Consider the following 17,624-nt stretch of genomic DNA (forward strand, 5'->3'; position numbering starts at 1 on the left):
CGAGGTGGGAGGAAAAAGAGGAACCCCGGGGCGAGGGCTGTGCATCGTCCGGGGTTCCTGAGCCATTAAGAAAAGAGGGATCAGCGCTCTAAAGGGAGCGTGCGCTCGCGGAGCCACTTGGCGGTCTCCTCGTCCAGCTCGGGGCTGATCTCGCGATAGACACGCTCCTGGTAGTCGTTGTACCACCGGAGTTGCGCATCGTCGAGCATAGACGGGTCGACCATCCTATTGTCGAGCCAGCAGAGGGTCAGGCACTCGAAGCCGTAAAACTCCTCTCCTCCCCCTTCGCCGACCTTGATGCAGCGGATGAGGTTCTCGATGCGGATGCCGTACTCGCCCTCGGGGTAGTAGCCCGGCTCGTCCGAGGTGACGCTGTGGAGCCGGATGGGCGAGGGATTATTGTCGGTGCGGATGTTCTGAGGGCCCTCGTGGCAGCAGAGGAAGTGACCCACACCGTGGCCGGTGCCGTGGCCATAGTTCTTATGCTCCTGCCAGAGGTAGCGGTGCGCCAGTACGTCGAGCTGATTGCCACGGGTTCCCTTGGGGAAGACCGCCAGCTGCAAGTCGATGTGGCCCTTCAGCACCAGCGTGTAGTCGTGGCGCAGCTTCTCAGACGGCTTGCCGTCGAGGGAGACGGTGCGGGTGATGTCCGTGGTGCCGTCGTAGTACTGAGCGCCGGAGTCAAGGAGAAGGGACCCCTTGGGCTCGATCTTAGCACTGGTGTCGGGCATCGGGTGGTAGTGGACGATGGCGCCATTGGCATTATATCCGGTGATGGTGGTGAAGCTATCGTAGAGGTAGCGGTCACTCTCGGCACGGAATCCGGCAAGGATCGCATCGATCTCATACTCCGTGGGCGTCTCACCGCGGTCGAGCATCTCGTAGAAGTGCTTCCAAAACTTCGTCAGCGCCACGCCGTCCCGCAGCATAGCCCGGCGGCAGCCCTGGTACTCCGCCTCGGTCTTGATCGACTTGAGGATCGTGATCGGGCTCATCTGGTCGACGACGATGCAGCCCTTCGGCACACGGCGACCCAGCTCGGCATTGGTCCGGATCGGGTCGACCCAGACGATCGCCGTCTCCGGGAGAGCAGAGACGTCCTCATAGATCCGGTCGTAGGGGCGGACCTCCACCCCATTCTTCTCCAAGTGGCGGCGCACCTCGTCGGTCATCTTGCGGTCATCGACGTAGAAGAGAGCGCTCTCCGCCGTCACCATCGCATAGGCGACGCCGGTAGGGTTGTACTCCACGTCAGAGGAGCGGACGTTGTAGAGCCAGCACACCTCGTCCATCATCGTGACGATGAGGGTGTCGGCATTCTCCTCCCTCATCATCCGACGCACCTCCTCCACCTTCTCGTGGGGAGTCTTGCCGGCATCCTCATCCGGCTGTACGAAGAAGTCATTGAGCGGGATGTCGGGCATCTCCTTCCCGCGGATCTGCTTGATGAAGTCGTGCGACAGGTCGAGCTCGATCCGCCCGAGGCGCAGCTCCTTCTGCAGCTGTGCCGCATCGGCGACGCTCATGCACTCGCCATTGAGTGCCACGCGCTTCACCTCCGGGAGGCTGCGCAGCCACGCGGCTATCGTCGGGGTGCCGGGCATCCCCTCCTTCATCAGCTCATAGGTGGTTCCCCGGAGCACCTCCGTCGCCTCGAGGAAGTAGCGCGAGTCGGTCCAGAGGGCAGCATGCTCAGCGGTCACGACAGCGGTGCCGGCAGAGCCCATAAAGCCACTGATGTACTGCCGGGCCTGCCAGCAGCGGGGGGTGTACTCGTTGAGGTGCCGGTCAAAGCTCGGCACGATGACCGCATCGATGCCGGCCTCCTTGATGGCGCGACGCATCAACTCCAGTCTCTTGATGATCTCTTCTTTCATATATAAGTGTAGTGTAAAGTGATTCGGGTATTACTCCTCCACCGCCTGATGGATCGGGCGAAGGAGGTCATTGACAGTCTTCACGGGATTAAATGTATCGGCAGGCACCTCGACGAAGCAGGTGTTCCAGTAGGCCATGGCGCCATTCCAGAGTCCGGGACGCTCGAGTGCCTTGAGGGGCTGACCATTGCGGCTCTTGTGGGAGATGAAGCCGGTACTCTTGTCGACAAACCGGGTGAGGTCAAAGGAGTTGCCCCGGAAGTCGCGCGTGCAGCAGACGAGGTCTACGGGATTAAAGAAGCGGCTCTCCCTAAACTGCCGCTCCGCCTCCGGGTCGTCGTGATCGATCTGCGTGCTCTCCAGGATCTGCAGCGATGTCGTGCCATCCTCACTCCTGACGATATAGGGTCCACCGCCCGGCTCGCCCTCATTGCGCACCATACCGCAGACGCGGATCGGGCGATTGAGCAGGGAGCGGAGGGTCAGGATGGTGGACTCCTTCTCCTGATTACGCTCCAGCTCCGCCACCACATCGCTCTCCTCGGTGGAGTCGCTGTGCGTGGAGGTCTCTACGCAGAAAGCCGACCTCAGGAAGTCCTCCACCTCGCGTATCGTCGAGGCGCTCACGCGCGTCTCGTCCCGAAGTTCCTCCATGAGGCGGTACGCCTTGTCGCGCAGCTGCACCAGCACGCCACCGAGGATCTGCTTGTAGATGATGGTGCTGCTCTTCTCGCTGTCGGGGACGACGTTGTCGATATTCTTGATAAAGATGATGTCCGCATCCACCTCAGAGAGGTTCTCGATCAGCGAGCCGTGCCCACCGGGGCGGAAGATCAGCCGTCCCTCCTCATCGCGGATCGGCCTATTGTCCGGACCCACGGCGATCGTGTCGGTCGAGGGCTTCTGGGTGCTTGTCGTGATGTCGTACGCAGCGGAGAAGGTGTCCTCCAGGTCCGACTGACGTCGTGAGAGAAGGGTCTTGAAGGGGTGGATATGCTCCGGTGAGAGGGTGAAGTGGAGGTGGACCGTGCCACTGACCGGGCGGGCATACTTAGCCCCCTCGGCGAGATGCTCCTCGACAGCCGTGCGGGGGCGGTCGCGATATTTATGGAAGAGGATCAGCGCCTTAGGCAGACTGCCGTAGTGCAGTCCCTCCTCCGTCAGCAGGTAGCGGACCACCGTGCGGCCCTCACCGGCATCGATGAGGCGGCGCGCCCCCTTGCCTCGCTCACCCAGCATACAGGCCTTATTGAGGTCGTCGTAGAAGGCAAAGTCCTCCATCCGATCCAGCACCTGCTGCACCGACTCGGTCGGCTCACCGCCCTCCATATAGGCAAAGAGGTCGCGAAACATCCGCGATGCAGCGCCACTGGCAGGGACAAACTTGAGGACCCTCACCGATGGATCCCTCAGGGCTGAGGACCAGGTCTCCAGCGCCTCCCGCTGCTCCTCCTCCGTCAGCACACGGATACCATACTCCTCATCAGCTGCCTGCACGATGGTGGGGAAGGGGAAGCCCTCCTCGAAGAGCTCCAGCTGGTGCTCTACCTCCGCTCTCGTGATCCCATGATCACTGATCTGACGGAGATCCTCCTCCGTCCATTGGGTTTCTTGCATAATCTTCTCTCTCTTTTACTCAGGGGTTACCACACTCTCTCAGCGGCTATCCTACCGCATCCACACAAACCTACTTATTTTTTTTCACCCACCGCATCCCGGACAATAGGGACAAGGTACCAGACCGCCACACAAGCGACCCGAGACATACCCCGATCTGAGTATAAGTAGCTTAAGGGGTACTTACAAGGGGGTATATTTCTCCAAAAAGCTTCCTAAAGTGGGGAAGAGGACTTACCTTTGGACCATTGAATAAGCATATAAAACTGTCGTGAAGTTTCTTTGGGCTCCCAAGCGAAGACCCATAGGTCCTCTCCTTTAAGGGGGGAAAAAAGCTAAGCTGTAGAAGGTCGATAGGCACTGATCTTCATTTACAGACGAGGGAGTAAGAATAGAGCGGAGGGCAATGGATCGTGAGATTCGTTGCCCTCCCTTAGTATGCGCTCAGAGCCGAGGCACGCGATCTTGTCGGACGAGTCGGACGGCGCAGATCGCATGCACCCCGACAGGGGTGCCTTCTTCATAGCCCGGCGGTCGAGGCACGTAGTGCCGACGACCCCGGGTTACCGGTGATACGCCTTATATATACGACCCCGATAGGGTGTCGCTCCATCGGGCGACCCTCCATCACGACCGACCCCTGGCGGGGTCGAGGGGGAAGGGATCCGACAACTTTCCCGGGGTCGTCGGGGCTAACGCCCCTCCGACACCCGGGCTATGAAAAACGCACCTCTCCGAGGTGCCTCCCCTGCCCACAGCCCTTTCCGATAGAGCCCACCCCGTCCGATAGAGGTGAGACCCACCAGCGGAGCACCCCGACAGGGGTGCCTTCTTCATAGTCCGGCGGTCGAGGTACGAAGTGCCGAAGACCCCGGGTTACCGGTGATACGCCTTATATATACGACCCTGCCAGGGTGTCGCACCGGTTGCCTAACTGGTGGGTGCGTCTCCCCCGCTTATCGCCCTAAGCAGCCGAGAGGAATCACCCGGACTCCATCCGGTCTGGTATAGGCCATCTCACCGCCGGTGAGGAGGATAAGGAGATCCGGCTCACGGATAGGTACCTGAGTCTCTCTCTTATTGGCAGAGCTGATTAGATGCTTCAGCTCAAGCAAGTGCTCGGCACCCCTCTCGATCTCACTGCTTCCCAGCTTGCACTCAATGAGGGCATACCTCCCATCCTCGAGGTGCAAGACGACGTCTGCCTCGAGGCCATACCTGTCTCTATAGTAGGATACGTGACCACTCAGATCATTAGTGTATGCTCTGAGATCCCGTATACACATCTGCTCAAATAGGAAACCAAAAGTTTTTAACTGGGAGGATAACGCCTCGGGAGATAGCCCTAAGATCGCCACAGCGATAGAGGGATCAGCAAAACCTCTCTTGACCGAACTCCTAATGGCAGACTTGCTTCGGATCGCCGGACACCACGCCTCGATATTTTGAATCACGAAGAGCCTCTCAAGAGCCCTCTCATAGTCATTAAAGGTGTCTTGAGTGATCCCCTGATCTCCAGAGGCTGTGATGTCAGCAAGAAGCGTATTCTTCCGCGCAAGGGTAGAGATATTCCGGGCATAAGAGCGCAGGATCAGCTGAGCCACCTTAGGGTCCCTATTCTTACCATCTATTCTTGATATGTCATCAGAGCAGATCGTGTTGACATAGTTCTTCGCTACAAGTAGCTTCGCACGATCGGACGAAATATTCAGGACTGAAGGCCAGCCTCCGTGGCAAGCAGCAAATATCAGATCGGAGACGGACATGGGGGACTTTATGCCATCAATATCGTACTGTGGATCATCAAAAAGCTTCATCACCGAGATCTCTCCCGAGGACAAGCCCATCTCCCACAGGCTCATCGGCAACATAGTCATACGTGCGATTCGTCCTGTGCCAGAGTGCTGTATTTGAGATCTATCGATGGTATTGGAGCCTGTCAGTATAAACTGCCCCACTTGACCTCTTTGATCAACGGCGACCCTCACTGCATCCCACAGGACAGGTGCATCCTGCCACTCGTCTAACAGCCTGGGGGTGTCCCCTGCGAGTAGCAAGGATGGCTTTACATCTAAGGTCGCAAGGTACTCTGATCGCATATCAGGGTCTTGGAGACGGACGACACTCCTCGCATGCTGCATTGCAGTAGTAGTCTTACCACACCACTTGGGACCCTCTATGAGGACAGCCCCAAATGCCTGCAATAGGTCACTTAGCAAGTCGTCTGCTGCTCGATGATAATACTCCATAGCATAAATACCTCTATATTCCTGTCACAAAGGTACTAATTAAGGATCACAAAAGGACTATTTCGGCAATCCACTCGATGCTTTTGTGGCAATTCACTCGATACTTTTGTGGCAATTCACTCGATACTTTTGTGGCGATCCACTCGATACTTTTGTGGCTGTTTAGTCGGTGCTTTTGTGGTTGTTTAGTCGGTGCTTTTGTGGCAATTCGGTCGGTGCTTTTGTGGCAATTCGGTCGGTGCTTTTGTGGCAATTCGGTCGGTGCTTTTGTGGCGGCGGAGGGTCGGCGGTTACTCTTGAGCATCGAATAAGGGGACGGCAGGGGCACCTCCTAAGGGGTCGCCCGACCGGATGCCGGAGGAGGCGGATATCTAATACCGATATTAGGCGCGACTAATACCGATATTAGAGTTCACTAATATCGGTATTAGAGTTTTCTTTTACCGGTATTAGATTTCTCGCAGAGAAAGGGCGGTGGTGAGAGGGGGATGGAGCGTCTCGATATTTGTCGCTATATTTATCGTGCGATGAGAGCTCCACTATGGGGCCCTCGCGAGCGTATAGACAAGCAGCATGAGCGACCTGATACAGGATTTCGTCGACTACCTCACCTACGAACGTGGCGCCTCACCCCACACGATCGCCGCCTACCGGCGTGATCTGGAGATATGGAGTGAGACCTGCGGTGTGGAGCCGGTACCGGAGGCTCTTCGGGCGATCGACCTGAGGGACGCACGGCGACAGGCGATGCAGCTGATGGAGCGGGGGGACAGCCCCCGCACGGTCCACCGGCGGCTCTCCTCGCTGCGCACGTTCTTTACCTACCTCCTCAAGCAGGAGGTGGTGGAGAGCGACCCCTTTGCCGCCGTGCAGTTGCCCAAGATGGGGCGCAGCCTGCCGCCCTTCGTCGATGCTGACACTCTTGTCAGCCGGATCGATCGCCTCTACGGCGATGCCGAGACGGCAGAGCGGGAGGAGGATCGGGACCACCTCTTCCTGATCGCCTTTGTGACCGACCTGCTCTTCCAGACCGGCATGCGGTCAGCGGAGGTGCGCGGCCTGCAGCTCACCGACATCGATCGACCGGGGCAGAGGCTGCGCGTCATCGGCAAGCGAAATAAGGAGCGACATATCCCCTTCGGTCCTTTGCTTGATCAGAAAATAGCTCTATATTTGTCCTACAGGGACCGCAGAACGCGTCCGGAGGAGACGCACTTCCTCACCACCGAGCGAGGGATGCCGGTCAGCGCCAGCCAGCTCTACAGCTACGTCAGGGAGGCCCTCGAGCCCCTCTCCGGCTACTCCCGGAAGAGCCCTCACGTGCTGAGGCATAGCTTCGCCACGGCGCTTCTCAATGACGGCGCAGGACTGATGAGCGTCAAGGAGCTCCTCGGTCACGAGGAGGTCTCCACCACGTCGATATACGCCCACACCACCTTTGAGGAACTGCAGAGGATGTACCGCGCCCACCCCAGGGCGCACAAGCCTCACAAGGAATAACTCACCAACCAATCACTTACGATTATTATTATGAACGTAAAGATCCAAGACGTAGACTTCAAGGCCTCCAACGACCTGCAGAATTTTGTCACGACCAAGGTCGAAAAGCTGGAGCGCTACTATGCTGATATCTTAGATGCAGAGGTAGTCATGACCCTGGTCAAGCCGGAGACAAAGCGCAATAAGAAGGTCCGCATCACCCTCTCCGTCAAGGGACCTGACCTCTTCTCCGAGAAGACGGCTGATACCTTTGAGCAGGCTGCTGATGAGGCATGCGAGGCGCTCGAGATCCAGCTGAAGAAGCTGAAGGACCGCATCTCAGGTCGCTGATAGATCAATCACATACCATACATATAAGTAGAGGGCGGACCGCACGACTGTGCGATCCGCCCTCTGATGATATTGTGCCCTATGTCGGGGTGACTTACTCTGCAGCAGGTGCCTCAGGAGCAGCGGTCTCCTCTGCGGGTGCCTCCTCAGCTGCGGGAGCCTCCTCCTCAGCAGCCTTGGCAGCGGCAGCCTCCTCGGCAGCCTTCTTGGCCTCAGCCTCCTTCTCGGAGATGGCCTTGGCGCGAGCCTCGTTGATCTTACGCTCAGCATCGAGGAGCTTCTTGGCGCTGTCGCGCTTGGCGGCCTCGGCCTTCTCCTTCTCGCTCTCGTAGGTGCTCTTCTTAGCCTTCATCCAGTCGTCGAAGCGCTTCTGAGCCTCCTCCTCGCTGAATGCGCCCTTGCGGACACCTCCACGGAGGTGCTTCATCATCATCACGCCCTCGCGGGAGAGGATGCTGCGTACGGTATCTGAGGGCTGTGCACCCTGCTCGATCCAGTAGAGTGCGCGCTCAAAGTTGAGATCCACGACGGCGGGATCGTTATTGGGATTGTAGGTGCCGAGCTTCTCGATGAAACGACCATCGCGCGGTGCTCTACGGTGTGTGACGACGATCGAGTAAAAAGCATAGGCTCTGTGACCGTGTCTCTGCAGTCTGATAACTGTTGCCATAATCTATGGGTATAAAAAATAAGTGTACTGTGCGTCCCACGGTCTCTCCGAGAGGTTCACGACCTTGGAGGTGAAACGCGAGGGCAAAGGTACGACTTTTCGCCCTAGCGTCCAAGGTCCTCAGCGGGCGATGTCACTCCTCCGCCTGATCGATCCGCAGGTAGTAGTGCAGCTTAGCCGCCTCGAGGAAGAGCGGTAGCCGCGCGTCCTCCACCGCCACCTGCCAGATGTACCCCTCGAGATCGGAGGTGGAGTCGATCGTCTCTACCTCGTAATCCCGCAGGAGCATCATCACGGGATTGATCTTGTCGTAGGGGAAGCGGAGGGCGAGGTGAGTCGTGAGGATCGTCTCCTTATGAGGGGCATCGGCGAGGGCGAGCTCGGCGGCGGTGCGGTAGGCGACGATCAGGCCGGAGGTGCCGAGGAGCTTGCCACCGAAGTAGCGGACGACGGTGACCACCACCCCCGTCAGACCGAGTGCATGGATGCGCCCGAGGATCGGCTTTCCGGCTGTGGAGGAGGGCTCTCCGTCGTCGCTGCACCGCTCCTCGCGCTCCCGGATGCCCACCACATAAGCCCAGCAGCAGTGGCGCGCATCGTGGTACTTTGCCCGCTCCTCCTCGATCACCGCCATAGCCTCCTCGACCGTCTCCACAGGCACAGCGCGCGAGATGAAGCGACTGCGTAGCTCGGTGTAGAGACCGGCGCCCTCGGCCGTGAGGGAGCGGTAGGAGGTGATGGGGCTTGGCTCACTCATGGGACAGCAGTCTCTCCAGGGCGGGACGCCAGTCGGTCCCATTCGCCGGTCGTAGGGTGGTCAGCCCCAGCGCCCGGGCAGCAGTCACGTTTTCCTCCCGATCATCGATGTAGAGGGTCTCTCGGGGGTCGAGGTCGTTTTCGTCCAAGATAAGGTGGTAAAAGCGGGGGTCGGGCTTCTTGATGTGGAGGAGGTGGGAGGCGTAGCATCGCTCGAAGTAGCTCTCCAGCGACTCGCCCGAGGGGAGGAAGTGGGGCGAGAGGTAGAGGTCGTAGAGGAAGGCATTGGTATTCGTGGCGAGAAAGAGGCGGTAGCCACTCAGCTGAGTGCGGAGGTAATCCAGCTTGTAGAGCTCTACCTCACCCGCATAGCCGGCAAGGGCCCATGTGATCTCATCGATGGTGAGGTCGTGGCCGTAGGTGGTGCGGACGATGTCGCGGAACTGCTCCTTAGTGATCCGACCGACCTCTAAGTCGGGGAATAGCCCCTCCCGGGGATAGGGCGAGAGGAGCCCACGAGCCTCGACGAAGCCGAGCCGGTCGAAGCGCCGGACGCTCTCCGCAGGGCGGTCGATCAGGAGCACACCACCGAGGTCAAAGATGATGTTGTGGATACTCATACGGTCAGACGGCGAGAGACGATCTCGATGACATTATATATAGCCACTATATCCTCCACGTGGAGGTCAAAGTCGTGGTAGAAGGGATTGAGCGAGTGGAGCCTGAAGAGCCCCTGCCGAGGGTCTTGGCCGATCACCTGCTTGATGACGATCCCCTCAGAGCGGGTGACGAAGATGAAGTAGAGCCAGTCGCGCGTGTGGAGCCCATCGAGCCAGTAGTCCCTGTCGACACTGCGTGCCAGCACGCGGTCGCCCTCAGAGAGACCTTTGCTCGAGCCGTCGTCCATCGAGTCGCCCTGCACCGTAAATATCCGGTAGATGCCCCGGTAGTGCCGGTCCACCGGCACCTCGATCATCCGCACCCCATCCGGGTCGGGATCGCCAAAGCTGGTCAGCGTGCCGGCGACGGCGGGGTCCTCCACGAGAGGGAAGCGCATAGTCTGCGAGGGGTGGTATGGGAGAGCGGTGCTCTTGGCGAGGGCCTCCTCATCGAGGATCTCTATCGGGCTTGCCGGTGCCTCCTCAGCCGGCTCCGGGGTGCTGAGCATCGGCTCGATACCGGTATAGAGCCACTCCCTGCGGTACTTGGGGAAGCGCTCGAGGATCTTATCGAGCGTCGCATCCTGCGGGCGCTGTCCGTAGCGGGTGATGCGGAAGAGTGTGGAGGCGTTGCTCAGACCCACCTCCTTCGTCATCTCACTATAGGTCAGCTCCTCCTGCTCCATGACATGAGTCACTCGGTCGCTACGCGTAGGGTACGGAGAGGTGGAGAAGACCTCCCCTCCCGCAAGCATCTCTCCCTCACCATCGACGAGCCAGGGGCGGGAGAAGATCCCGTCGAATGCGTCTAAGAAGTCGTCGATCAGATTGACCGACATATAGGTCCCCCCACGCGAGAGGGCCGAGCGGATGGAGCTCCTATTGCCCCCCATGCGGAGAGCCACATCATCGGTCGTCTCCACAAAGTTGTGCGACCGGAGGTAGTCGTAAGCTCGGACCATCCGGTCGTGCTGACCCTGACGGATCTCAGCGGTGTCGTTTTTCTTCACGATAGGCATCTTACTTATATACAACCTTGCAAATATAGTTATATTCCGCGACCAATCCACCCCCTTTGGTCCGATGGCAGGGGCGGTGCGTTTTTGGCAAAACGGATAATAATGGCTAAACTTGCGCCCTCGTAGACTATTTGGTGTCCTCCCGCTCGGGCTCTCCGGACAGGAGGATGAAAAGGGAATCAGGTGCAAGACCTGGGCAGACCCGCTGCCGTAAGCTCCATAGAGAACTCCACTCACACTCTACTCTCCACTGTTGCCCTGTAGGCAATGGGAAGGATGCGAAGGGAGGGAGCAAGCCGGAAGACCTGCCGTAGTCTTAAGAGTAAAGTGCTTCCGGGGAAAGGAGCCGTGCTTGAGTCGCAATCGACCGACCCGCTGTCGGATCCACGCCATCGCTGCGCCTGCCATTCATCCTACCCTCTCTCCCGGTGATCGCAATAGCTGTAGAGAGATATGAGGATACGAGTACAGGCAATGGGATTGCTGGCGGCACTGCTCTCGGTGGTGTGCGCCTGCGACAAGATCCCGGAGCTCCCCTCCTTCGAGGGCGAGGATGGCAATAAAGCGGTGATGATCGTGGTGAATGAGGGTCTCTTCACCACCAATACCGCCGCCCTCTCGGTGATCTACGCCGATGGGACCGTCCACTACGATGTCTTTAGGGCGGTCAATCAGCGTCCTCTCGGCGATGTGGCTCAGTCGATGGCTGAGATCAATGGGCTTTACTTCATCGCTATTGACAACTCCCGCCGGATCGAGATCCTTGACCCCAAGAGCTTCCGGAGCGTCGGGTCGATCCGATACAGTCGTGCCGGCTCCCCTCGCTACATCACTCCCCTGACCGATAGTACTGCCGTTGTCTCTGACCTCCACAATCAGCTCGTCACGATCCGCACTCGCCCGCCCTACCGAGAGCTGGAGTACATCGAGCTACCATTCTCCTCCTCCGGCATCGAGCAGATGATCACGGTGGGAGGCAAGGTCTTCTGCACCTACATAGACCGGGGTATCGCAGTCTTTGATGCAGCCAAGTTTCGTCTCAGCACCATGCGACTGATTGACGAGGTCTCTGTCAGCTGGTCGCAGTCGACAGCGAAGCCGGTGGTGGATCACCGGGGGAGGATCTGGATCCTCTCTACGAAGCGAGTGGACGGCATCGAGCTGCCACGACTCAGCTGCATCGACCCGGTGGCTGAGGAGGTGGTGGACGAGCTGCTGATCCCGATCAAGAAGAGAGGCGACCTGAAGAGGGGTGACCTCATGGGGATGCCGGGCTACAATCGGATCGACATAGACCCCTCCGGCCGGCGGATCTACCTCAGCCTGACAGAGGCATCGGAGGACAACCCGGGAGCAAAGACTCGCCCACTCCAGGTGATCTATGCTATGGACGTGGACTCTAAGGAGCTGACACGCTACCTGCCGCTTCCCGAGGTGAAGCTGATGTACGGCATGAGTGTCTCACCCGAGGGGAAGGTGTGCATCTGCGACTGCCTCGACTTCACTGCCCAGAGAGGCTATGTGCGCGTTTACTCTCCTGACCGAGGTGAGGAGAAGAGCTACAAGGTGGCAGTCTACCCCAACTTTGTCTTTTTCCCCAAGTCATAATTAACCGAGTCATGATGAAGCGCCTGCCACTTCTCCTCCTCCTGCCCTTCCTTGCTCTCCCCACTCTACTCGCCCAGGATAAGGTGGAGCAGGAGGGGACTCTCGCTGAGCTCTTCGTCTATCAGCGGGCGATCACGAAAGAGAAGGAGATCAATGCCGGAGCCAAGGTGGAGCAGATCGCCCCGGCTACCATCGAGCTCTTCCGCTCACGCTCTCTCGCCGAGCTGCTGGCTGACAATACCGCGGTACACATCAAGAGCTTCGGTATGGGCGCTCTCGCCACCGCCTCCTTCCGCGGCGCTGGCGCGTCACAGACACGGGTGATGTGGAATGGCATCGACCTCACGCCGGCGATGTCGGGGATCTTCGACTTCTCCCAGATGCCCACCTTCTTTGCCGACCGCGTCTCACTCGTCTATGGCAGTAGCGATGCCACCACAGGTAGCGGTGCCATCGGTGGCAGCGTACGGCTAAGCACCACCCCGATGTGGGACGGGAAGCGGGCACTCACCCTCTCCGGCGAGTATGGATCCTATGGCACCTATAGCGCTATGGCATCGGCAAGGTATGGGACCGATCGCATATCCGGCAAGACGAGGGCCTTCCTCCGCCACTCTGACAATAACTACAGCTATCTCAATAAGGTATCCTCCGCCGATGCTTACCTCGAGCAGCGGAGCGATGCACGCTTCACCCTTGGCTCGGCTATGCAGGAGGGACACTTCCGCCTCGGGGAGAGCTCTTTCCTCTCCTCCGCACTCTGGTACCAGCAGGGGACGCGGATGCTGCCACAGCCCCTTGGCGTGGAGACGACCGTGCATGAGCGACAGGGGGAGACCAATCTCCGCGCCTACCTCGGACTGGATCACAGGGCAGGGAAAGGTCAAGCGGAGGTCAAGGCAGCGTATATCTACTATAGGATGAGGTATGACCGATGGTTTGACAATGATTACTTTGACCCCCAAGGCAATACCAATCTCTCCCACACCATCCACCTGAGCGGACAATACCGCTACCGCTTCAGCGACCGCCTACACGCCTCCACCACCCTCACCTACCGACACGATATCGCCCGCGCTGAGAGCTACCGCGAGGATGTGGTGCGGGTGCCTGATGAGAGTGGCTACGAGCGTCCGGAGCTGCCGGCACCGGAGCTAATCCACCGCTCCACACTCTCCTGGGCGAGCGCCGTGAGGTGGCAGTGGGCCGACCACTGGCTCGCCGACGGACGACTGATGATGGAGCTGGTGGACCGACGTAAGCCGGTGGTCACCTACTCCCTCGGCATGACCGGGACGCTTCTCCCGGAGCGCCTTCACCTCCGCGGTAGCGTCGCCTACAACTACCGCTTCCCGACACTCAACGAGCTCTACTGGCGACCCGGTGGCAACCCCAAGGTGCGCCCCGAGCACGGACTCTCAACCGACCTGACTCTCTCCTACCGACAGCCACTCGGCAGCCACTGGCACATAGAGAGCGAGCTCTCCCCCTATCTCCTCCTGATCGATGACTGGATACTCTGGCTGCCGATAGACCCCGAGTCGGGAGCCTTCACCAAGGGAGGCTCACAGAATCAGTGGCTCTGGTCGCCCCAGAATAAGCGCAACGTCCTCTCCTCTGGGCTGGAAGCGATGGCGAAGCTCTCCTACCGTCACGGCAACTGGGGCGGTAGTGCAGCCTTTAATTACTCCTACACCGACTCCCACTCCCGCAAGAGCGACGTCCGGGACGACGGTGCCTACCTCAAGCAGATCCCCTACGTCCCTCGACAGAAGTGGCACCTGACACTCTCTCTCGACTACTCCAAGGCTTTCCTCTCTCTCACCACCTCCTACGTGGGGGTGCGGTATGTGACGACGGACCAGAGCTACTTCACCTATCCCTACAACGTCACGCAGCTCGCCCTCGGCTACACCTGGGTGCTGCGGAGTGGCGTCACCCTCTCTCCTCAGCTGAGAGTGGATAATCTCTTCAACACCTACTACGAGTCGACGCAGTACTACCCGATGCCGCGTCGCAACCTTCTCGCATCTATTCTTATCACGCTATGAGTAAGTTTTCCACCACTTCGCTCCTCCTGCTACTCCTCATCCTCTTCCCGGCGTGCGGTGACGAAGGGACGTCTCCCTCCCCCACCCCCACCCCGGCAGGCAAAGACCTCACGATCTCTATCTCAATGCCTGAGGGCATCATACCGATAGAGGGGCTGAGGGTAGGCATGACCTACTACCTGGACGAGTCACAGAGTGTGGAGGTAAAGCTCTCCCAAGGAGCGAAAAGTGTCACGATCTCGCATCTCTCCCCGACAGAGGTAAAGGGCTCCGCCAGAGAGGCCACTATCCGCATCCCTCAGGGCAAACTATCAACGATAGACAGGACAAAAAAGTATCAGCTCACACTTCGCCTCACCGGGGCGTCACCGGAGGAGCGCCCACGGATCATGGAGCTCGACCCGAAGCAGCAGCGGTCGATCCTACACATCATGGATCTGATGCCCGTAGAGATGGAGGGAGAGGGAAGCTTCCAAGGCGATAGCATATCACTGACACTGACCCAGAGCAAGGAGCAGAGCATTGTCCTCCTCCGACTGGTCAATGTCACTAAGGAAAAGAAAGCCACAGAGAGGATCACCCTGGCGACAGCAACGGAGAGGCTCACCACCTCACCCGCTACCAAGAGTCTGCCACCTAAGTCTCAGATCAAGCTCCTCGCACTACTGACCCGCCCCTCAGAGGCGACGCTGACCATCGACAACGTCTCCGACAAGATTGACGCCCCTCGCCTCTCACACCGTGGGTCCGTCACCGCAGCCTTCATCGGGGATCGCTTCTCCTGCACCGTCCCGGAGGCCGAGGTCCCCGAGGAGGCCAATACGACCAATGGCGGAGATCCGCTCTTCAGCGCTGAGGACATCACCTACTGGGTAGGGGAGGGACCTAAGCAAGCGGCACTCGTCATTGACTGGCACGACGACCGACTTCCTCACGCCCTCGTCTGGGGCTACAGATGGGAGGGAAAGGTGACTGCAGAGCAGATGCTCCGCGATGTGGTGACGGCTGATCAGCAATTAGTGCTACTCACCTCCCCCTTCAGCAGCTACGGCATCGCCTGCACGGGGATCGGCTATCTCCCGAAGAAGCCGGAGAAGAAGGTCGAAGTCCTCATCGACGACATATCGGTCGATGAGGTGTCACCGCGGATCTTCCACGCCAAGTCGGGAAATGCCAATGTGGATGCCGCTCAACTCACCATCCCCTCCGCCATCTGGAGGTCAGGCTGGAAGACTGCCGGCTACTGGGTCTACTACCAAAAGGACAAGCGACTGGACCCCTGGAGCTACAGCAACATAGGTATTACCGGCACTACGGTCACCGATAAGAGTTGGCACGGACTATCCTTCCAGATAGGTATGGAGAGCCAAAGTGGCAACCCCCTGCAGGACCACTTCGCACCGGCAAGTGATAAAGCATTTCAGTAAACACTCCTATTTATACAAGTAACACTTATGACTAGACTAAAGACACTGAGGACCCTGATGATGGGTCTGATGGCGGTGGGTGCGCTCACGAGCTGCGCCACCGACGATGACATCACCGACCTCCAGCAGGAGATTAATAAGCTCAAGCAGCAGATCGGGCAGGAGGGCGGCTCCCCCATGATCAAGCTGACCGGCGGCGAAGCCGGTCAGACCGAGCTGTCCCTCTTCCCCGGAGAGACACTCACCGTAAAGGTTGAGGCCGAGAAGGGCATCACCGACCTCGCTGCCTCCACCACCGACACCGACTGGCGCGTCCTCTGCGATGAGGAGAAGGGTGAGCTCCTGATCACCGCACCCCTTGTGGTCCGCGACACGCCTGCCAAGGTCTTCGTCTCCGGGACCAATGCTCAGGGCATCATGTATCGCGCCGGCATCGTCTGTCGCATGCGTAATTACGCCGACCCCAAGGCGGTCCTGATCCTCAACGAGGGCCAAGTCGGAACCGGTGAGATGGGCTCCATGATCTACGTCAACCCCAAGGGCGATGCCGTAGCATCTCCCTTCCACGCCATCAATAGCACCGATCTCGGAGTCGCCTCACAGGACATGAGCCGCTGCGGTGACAAGATCTACGTGATCGCTCAGGGTCCCTACAAGAAGAGTGGCACCCTCTCCGAGATCGATGCCAATACCCTCCGTCTCGTTCGCACCTACACAAGTGAGATCAGCGAGGCCCAAAACCCCACCCACCTCCTCGCTTACGATGCTGAGCACATCTACATCCGCGACGAGCACGGTATCGCATGCTACGACAGCAAGATGGACCTCTACGTACCGGTAGCCGACAGCAAGGGTGCACTCAAGCACCCCTTCCTCCAGGTTGGCGGCAAGGTATTCTTCACCACCAATGACGCCCTCTGCGCCATCGAGGTGGGAGAGAAGACCTTTGACAAGGTCGCCAAGCGGATCACCTTCCCCGGCAAGGTCTCCGGAATGGCCAAGGCGGATGACAAACACCTCTACGTCTCCTACGGCATCGAGGGAGAGGGCGTGATCGCTCTCGTCAATGTGGAGACTTACGAGATCGAGAAGAGCCACACCTTCCCGCTCGCTGAGGGCGGAAGCGCACTTCAGAGGCTCTATGCCTCCACCTCCACCATCACCGCCAAGGGCGACACGATCTACTTCGGTGAGGGCAAGAACTCGATCTACCGCCACCTCTTCTCCACCGGGGCGACGAAGGAGATGTGGAGCTACAAGACCGTCAACCCCAAGCACATGGAGTCCTACCAGACCCCTGCCGTCCACCCCGTCACAGGACTGGTCTACTACGCAACCCTCAAGGGGTGGGGATCAGCCTACAAGACCAATACCGTCTACGTCCTCGACCTCAAGGGCGATGAGGCGAAGCTCGTAAGTCGTATCGACGACCTCGTACGCTTCCCCGCGGGCTACTTCTTCCCCTACGCAGAGGATAAGAAGTAATACCCTACCTCATCCATAAGAGAGGGGCTGTACCGCCACGTGCGACACAGCCCCTCTTTTTTTTTGCCCCATCACGATAGAGTACTTCTCTATAAGGAAGGGGATAAAAGATGAAGCCCCCAGTTGTCACAACCGGAGGCATCCAAAGTGATGTTTAACAAATAAAATACGCAAAAAAGTGACCCGGATAGGATTCAAACCTATAACCTTCTGATCCGTAGTCAGATGCTCTATTCAGTTGAGCTACCGGGCCGAAGTATGATTGCTCACACCCCGAGACAGTCTGGCGACCGTCTGGAAGTGACTCGGATAGGATTCAAACCTATAACCTTCTGATCCGTAGTCAGATGCTCTATTCAGTTGAGCTACCGAGCCA

General features: G+C 58.8%; 13 protein-coding genes, 2 tRNA genes and 1 riboswitch. Of the genes, 6 read left to right on the top strand and 9 right to left on the bottom strand.

What is annotated here, in order from left to right; translation table 11 throughout:
* Positions 1–80 precede the first annotated feature (80 nt).
* The 3 genes from AC1EKE_RS03425 to AC1EKE_RS03435 all read right to left on the bottom strand — a co-directional run bounded on the left by AC1EKE_RS03425 (position 81) and on the right by AC1EKE_RS03435 (position 5,743).
* Positions 81–1,877 (bottom strand): aminopeptidase P family N-terminal domain-containing protein, encoded by a 1,797-nt coding sequence (locus AC1EKE_RS03425; RefSeq protein ID WP_480308210.1) that lies wholly within the window; start codon positions 1,875–1,877, stop codon positions 81–83.
* A gap of 30 nt (positions 1,878–1,907) precedes the next feature.
* Positions 1,908–3,494 (bottom strand): DUF4301 family protein, encoded by a 1,587-nt coding sequence (locus tag AC1EKE_RS03430; protein ID WP_480308211.1) that lies wholly within the window; start codon positions 3,492–3,494, stop codon positions 1,908–1,910.
* 956 nt (positions 3,495–4,450) lie between these two features.
* Entirely contained in the window at positions 4,451–5,743 is a 1,293-nt protein-coding gene (locus AC1EKE_RS03435) for an ATP-binding protein (RefSeq protein ID WP_480308213.1), read from the bottom strand.
* A 573-nt stretch (positions 5,744–6,316) separates the two neighbouring features.
* On the opposite strand from AC1EKE_RS03435, the gene AC1EKE_RS03440 reads away from it, so the two are divergent.
* Positions 6,317–7,243, top strand: a complete 927-nt coding sequence (locus AC1EKE_RS03440) for a tyrosine-type recombinase/integrase (RefSeq protein WP_480308215.1) — start codon at positions 6,317–6,319, stop codon at positions 7,241–7,243.
* A gap of 30 nt (positions 7,244–7,273) precedes the next feature.
* Positions 7,274–7,573: a ribosome hibernation-promoting factor, HPF/YfiA family gene (gene hpf / locus AC1EKE_RS03445; RefSeq protein ID WP_296163961.1), complete on the top strand. Its 300-nt coding sequence runs from the start codon at positions 7,274–7,276 to the stop codon at positions 7,571–7,573.
* A 94-nt stretch (positions 7,574–7,667) separates the two neighbouring features.
* On the opposite strand, the gene AC1EKE_RS03450 is transcribed toward hpf, so the two are convergent.
* The 4 genes from AC1EKE_RS03450 to AC1EKE_RS03465 all read right to left on the bottom strand — a co-directional run bounded on the left by AC1EKE_RS03450 (position 7,668) and on the right by AC1EKE_RS03465 (position 10,677).
* On the bottom strand, positions 7,668–8,243 hold the full coding sequence (locus AC1EKE_RS03450; RefSeq protein ID WP_480308216.1) for a 30S ribosomal protein S16: 576 nt from the start codon (positions 8,241–8,243) through the stop codon (positions 7,668–7,670).
* A gap of 133 nt (positions 8,244–8,376) precedes the next feature.
* Positions 8,377–9,000 (bottom strand): IMPACT family protein, encoded by a 624-nt coding sequence (locus AC1EKE_RS03455; protein ID WP_480308218.1) that lies wholly within the window; start codon positions 8,998–9,000, stop codon positions 8,377–8,379.
* The gene (locus AC1EKE_RS03460) at positions 8,993–9,619 is read right to left on the bottom strand and encodes an HAD family hydrolase (protein WP_480308220.1); all 627 of its coding nucleotides are present in this window, start codon (positions 9,617–9,619) and stop codon (positions 8,993–8,995) included. Before AC1EKE_RS03460 ends, AC1EKE_RS03455 begins: the two co-directional genes overlap by 8 nt.
* Positions 9,616–10,677, bottom strand: coding sequence for a S24 family peptidase (locus AC1EKE_RS03465; protein ID WP_480308222.1), 1,062 nt, complete (start codon positions 10,675–10,677; stop codon positions 9,616–9,618). Before AC1EKE_RS03465 ends, AC1EKE_RS03460 begins: the two co-directional genes overlap by 4 nt.
* A 115-nt stretch (positions 10,678–10,792) precedes the next feature.
* A riboswitch (cobalamin riboswitch) is annotated at positions 10,793–11,004 on the top strand.
* 126 nt (positions 11,005–11,130) lie between these two features.
* Between AC1EKE_RS03465 and AC1EKE_RS03470 the strand changes: the two genes are divergently transcribed.
* From AC1EKE_RS03470 to AC1EKE_RS03485, 4 genes are read left to right on the top strand one after another with little or no spacing between them, the layout of a single operon-like run.
* Entirely contained in the window at positions 11,131–12,285 is a 1,155-nt protein-coding gene (locus tag AC1EKE_RS03470; protein ID WP_480308223.1) for a DUF5074 domain-containing protein, read from the top strand.
* 14 nt (positions 12,286–12,299) lie between these two features.
* Entirely contained in the window at positions 12,300–14,336 is a 2,037-nt protein-coding gene (locus tag AC1EKE_RS03475; RefSeq protein WP_480308225.1) for a TonB-dependent receptor, read from the top strand.
* Positions 14,333–15,763, top strand: coding sequence for a hypothetical protein (locus AC1EKE_RS03480; RefSeq protein ID WP_480308226.1), 1,431 nt, complete (start codon positions 14,333–14,335; stop codon positions 15,761–15,763). Before AC1EKE_RS03475 ends, AC1EKE_RS03480 begins: the two co-directional genes overlap by 4 nt.
* Positions 15,764–15,790: 27 nt before the next feature.
* Positions 15,791–17,248 (top strand): DUF5074 domain-containing protein, encoded by a 1,458-nt coding sequence (locus AC1EKE_RS03485; RefSeq protein WP_480308227.1) that lies wholly within the window; start codon positions 15,791–15,793, stop codon positions 17,246–17,248.
* Positions 17,249–17,427: 179 nt separating this feature from the next.
* Here the strand turns inward: AC1EKE_RS03485 and AC1EKE_RS03490 are convergent.
* Positions 17,428–17,501 (bottom strand) — tRNA-Arg (locus tag AC1EKE_RS03490).
* Positions 17,502–17,549: 48 nt separating this feature from the next.
* Positions 17,550–17,623: transfer RNA gene (locus AC1EKE_RS03495), tRNA-Arg, on the bottom strand.
* Position 17,624: the final 1 nt, after the last annotated feature.

Source organism: Porphyromonas sp. C0041D3 (assembly GCF_056590575.1).

Excerpts from the sequence above, each read along its gene's own strand:
- AC1EKE_RS03455 (WP_480308218.1), bottom strand. The coding sequence starts at position 9,000 with ATGAGTGAGCCAAGCCCCATCACCTCCTACCGCTCCCTCACGGCCGAG.
- AC1EKE_RS03440 (WP_480308215.1), top strand. The coding sequence starts at position 6,317 with ATGAGCGACCTGATACAGGATTTCGTCGACTACCTCACCTACGAACGT.
- AC1EKE_RS03465 (WP_480308222.1), bottom strand. The coding sequence starts at position 10,677 with ATGCCTATCGTGAAGAAAAACGACACCGCTGAGATCCGTCAGGGTCAG.
- AC1EKE_RS03435 (WP_480308213.1), bottom strand. The coding sequence starts at position 5,743 with ATGGAGTATTATCATCGAGCAGCAGACGACTTGCTAAGTGACCTATTG.
- AC1EKE_RS03450 (WP_480308216.1), bottom strand. The coding sequence starts at position 8,243 with ATGGCAACAGTTATCAGACTGCAGAGACACGGTCACAGAGCCTATGCT.
- AC1EKE_RS03460 (WP_480308220.1), bottom strand. The coding sequence starts at position 9,619 with ATGAGTATCCACAACATCATCTTTGACCTCGGTGGTGTGCTCCTGATC.
- AC1EKE_RS03480 (WP_480308226.1), top strand. The coding sequence starts at position 14,333 with ATGAGTAAGTTTTCCACCACTTCGCTCCTCCTGCTACTCCTCATCCTC.
- hpf (WP_296163961.1), top strand. The coding sequence starts at position 7,274 with ATGAACGTAAAGATCCAAGACGTAGACTTCAAGGCCTCCAACGACCTG.
- AC1EKE_RS03425 (WP_480308210.1), bottom strand. The coding sequence starts at position 1,877 with ATGAAAGAAGAGATCATCAAGAGACTGGAGTTGATGCGTCGCGCCATC.
- AC1EKE_RS03475 (WP_480308225.1), top strand. The coding sequence starts at position 12,300 with ATGAAGCGCCTGCCACTTCTCCTCCTCCTGCCCTTCCTTGCTCTCCCC.
- AC1EKE_RS03470 (WP_480308223.1), top strand. The coding sequence starts at position 11,131 with ATGAGGATACGAGTACAGGCAATGGGATTGCTGGCGGCACTGCTCTCG.
- AC1EKE_RS03430 (WP_480308211.1), bottom strand. The coding sequence starts at position 3,494 with ATGCAAGAAACCCAATGGACGGAGGAGGATCTCCGTCAGATCAGTGAT.
- AC1EKE_RS03485 (WP_480308227.1), top strand. The coding sequence starts at position 15,791 with ATGACTAGACTAAAGACACTGAGGACCCTGATGATGGGTCTGATGGCG.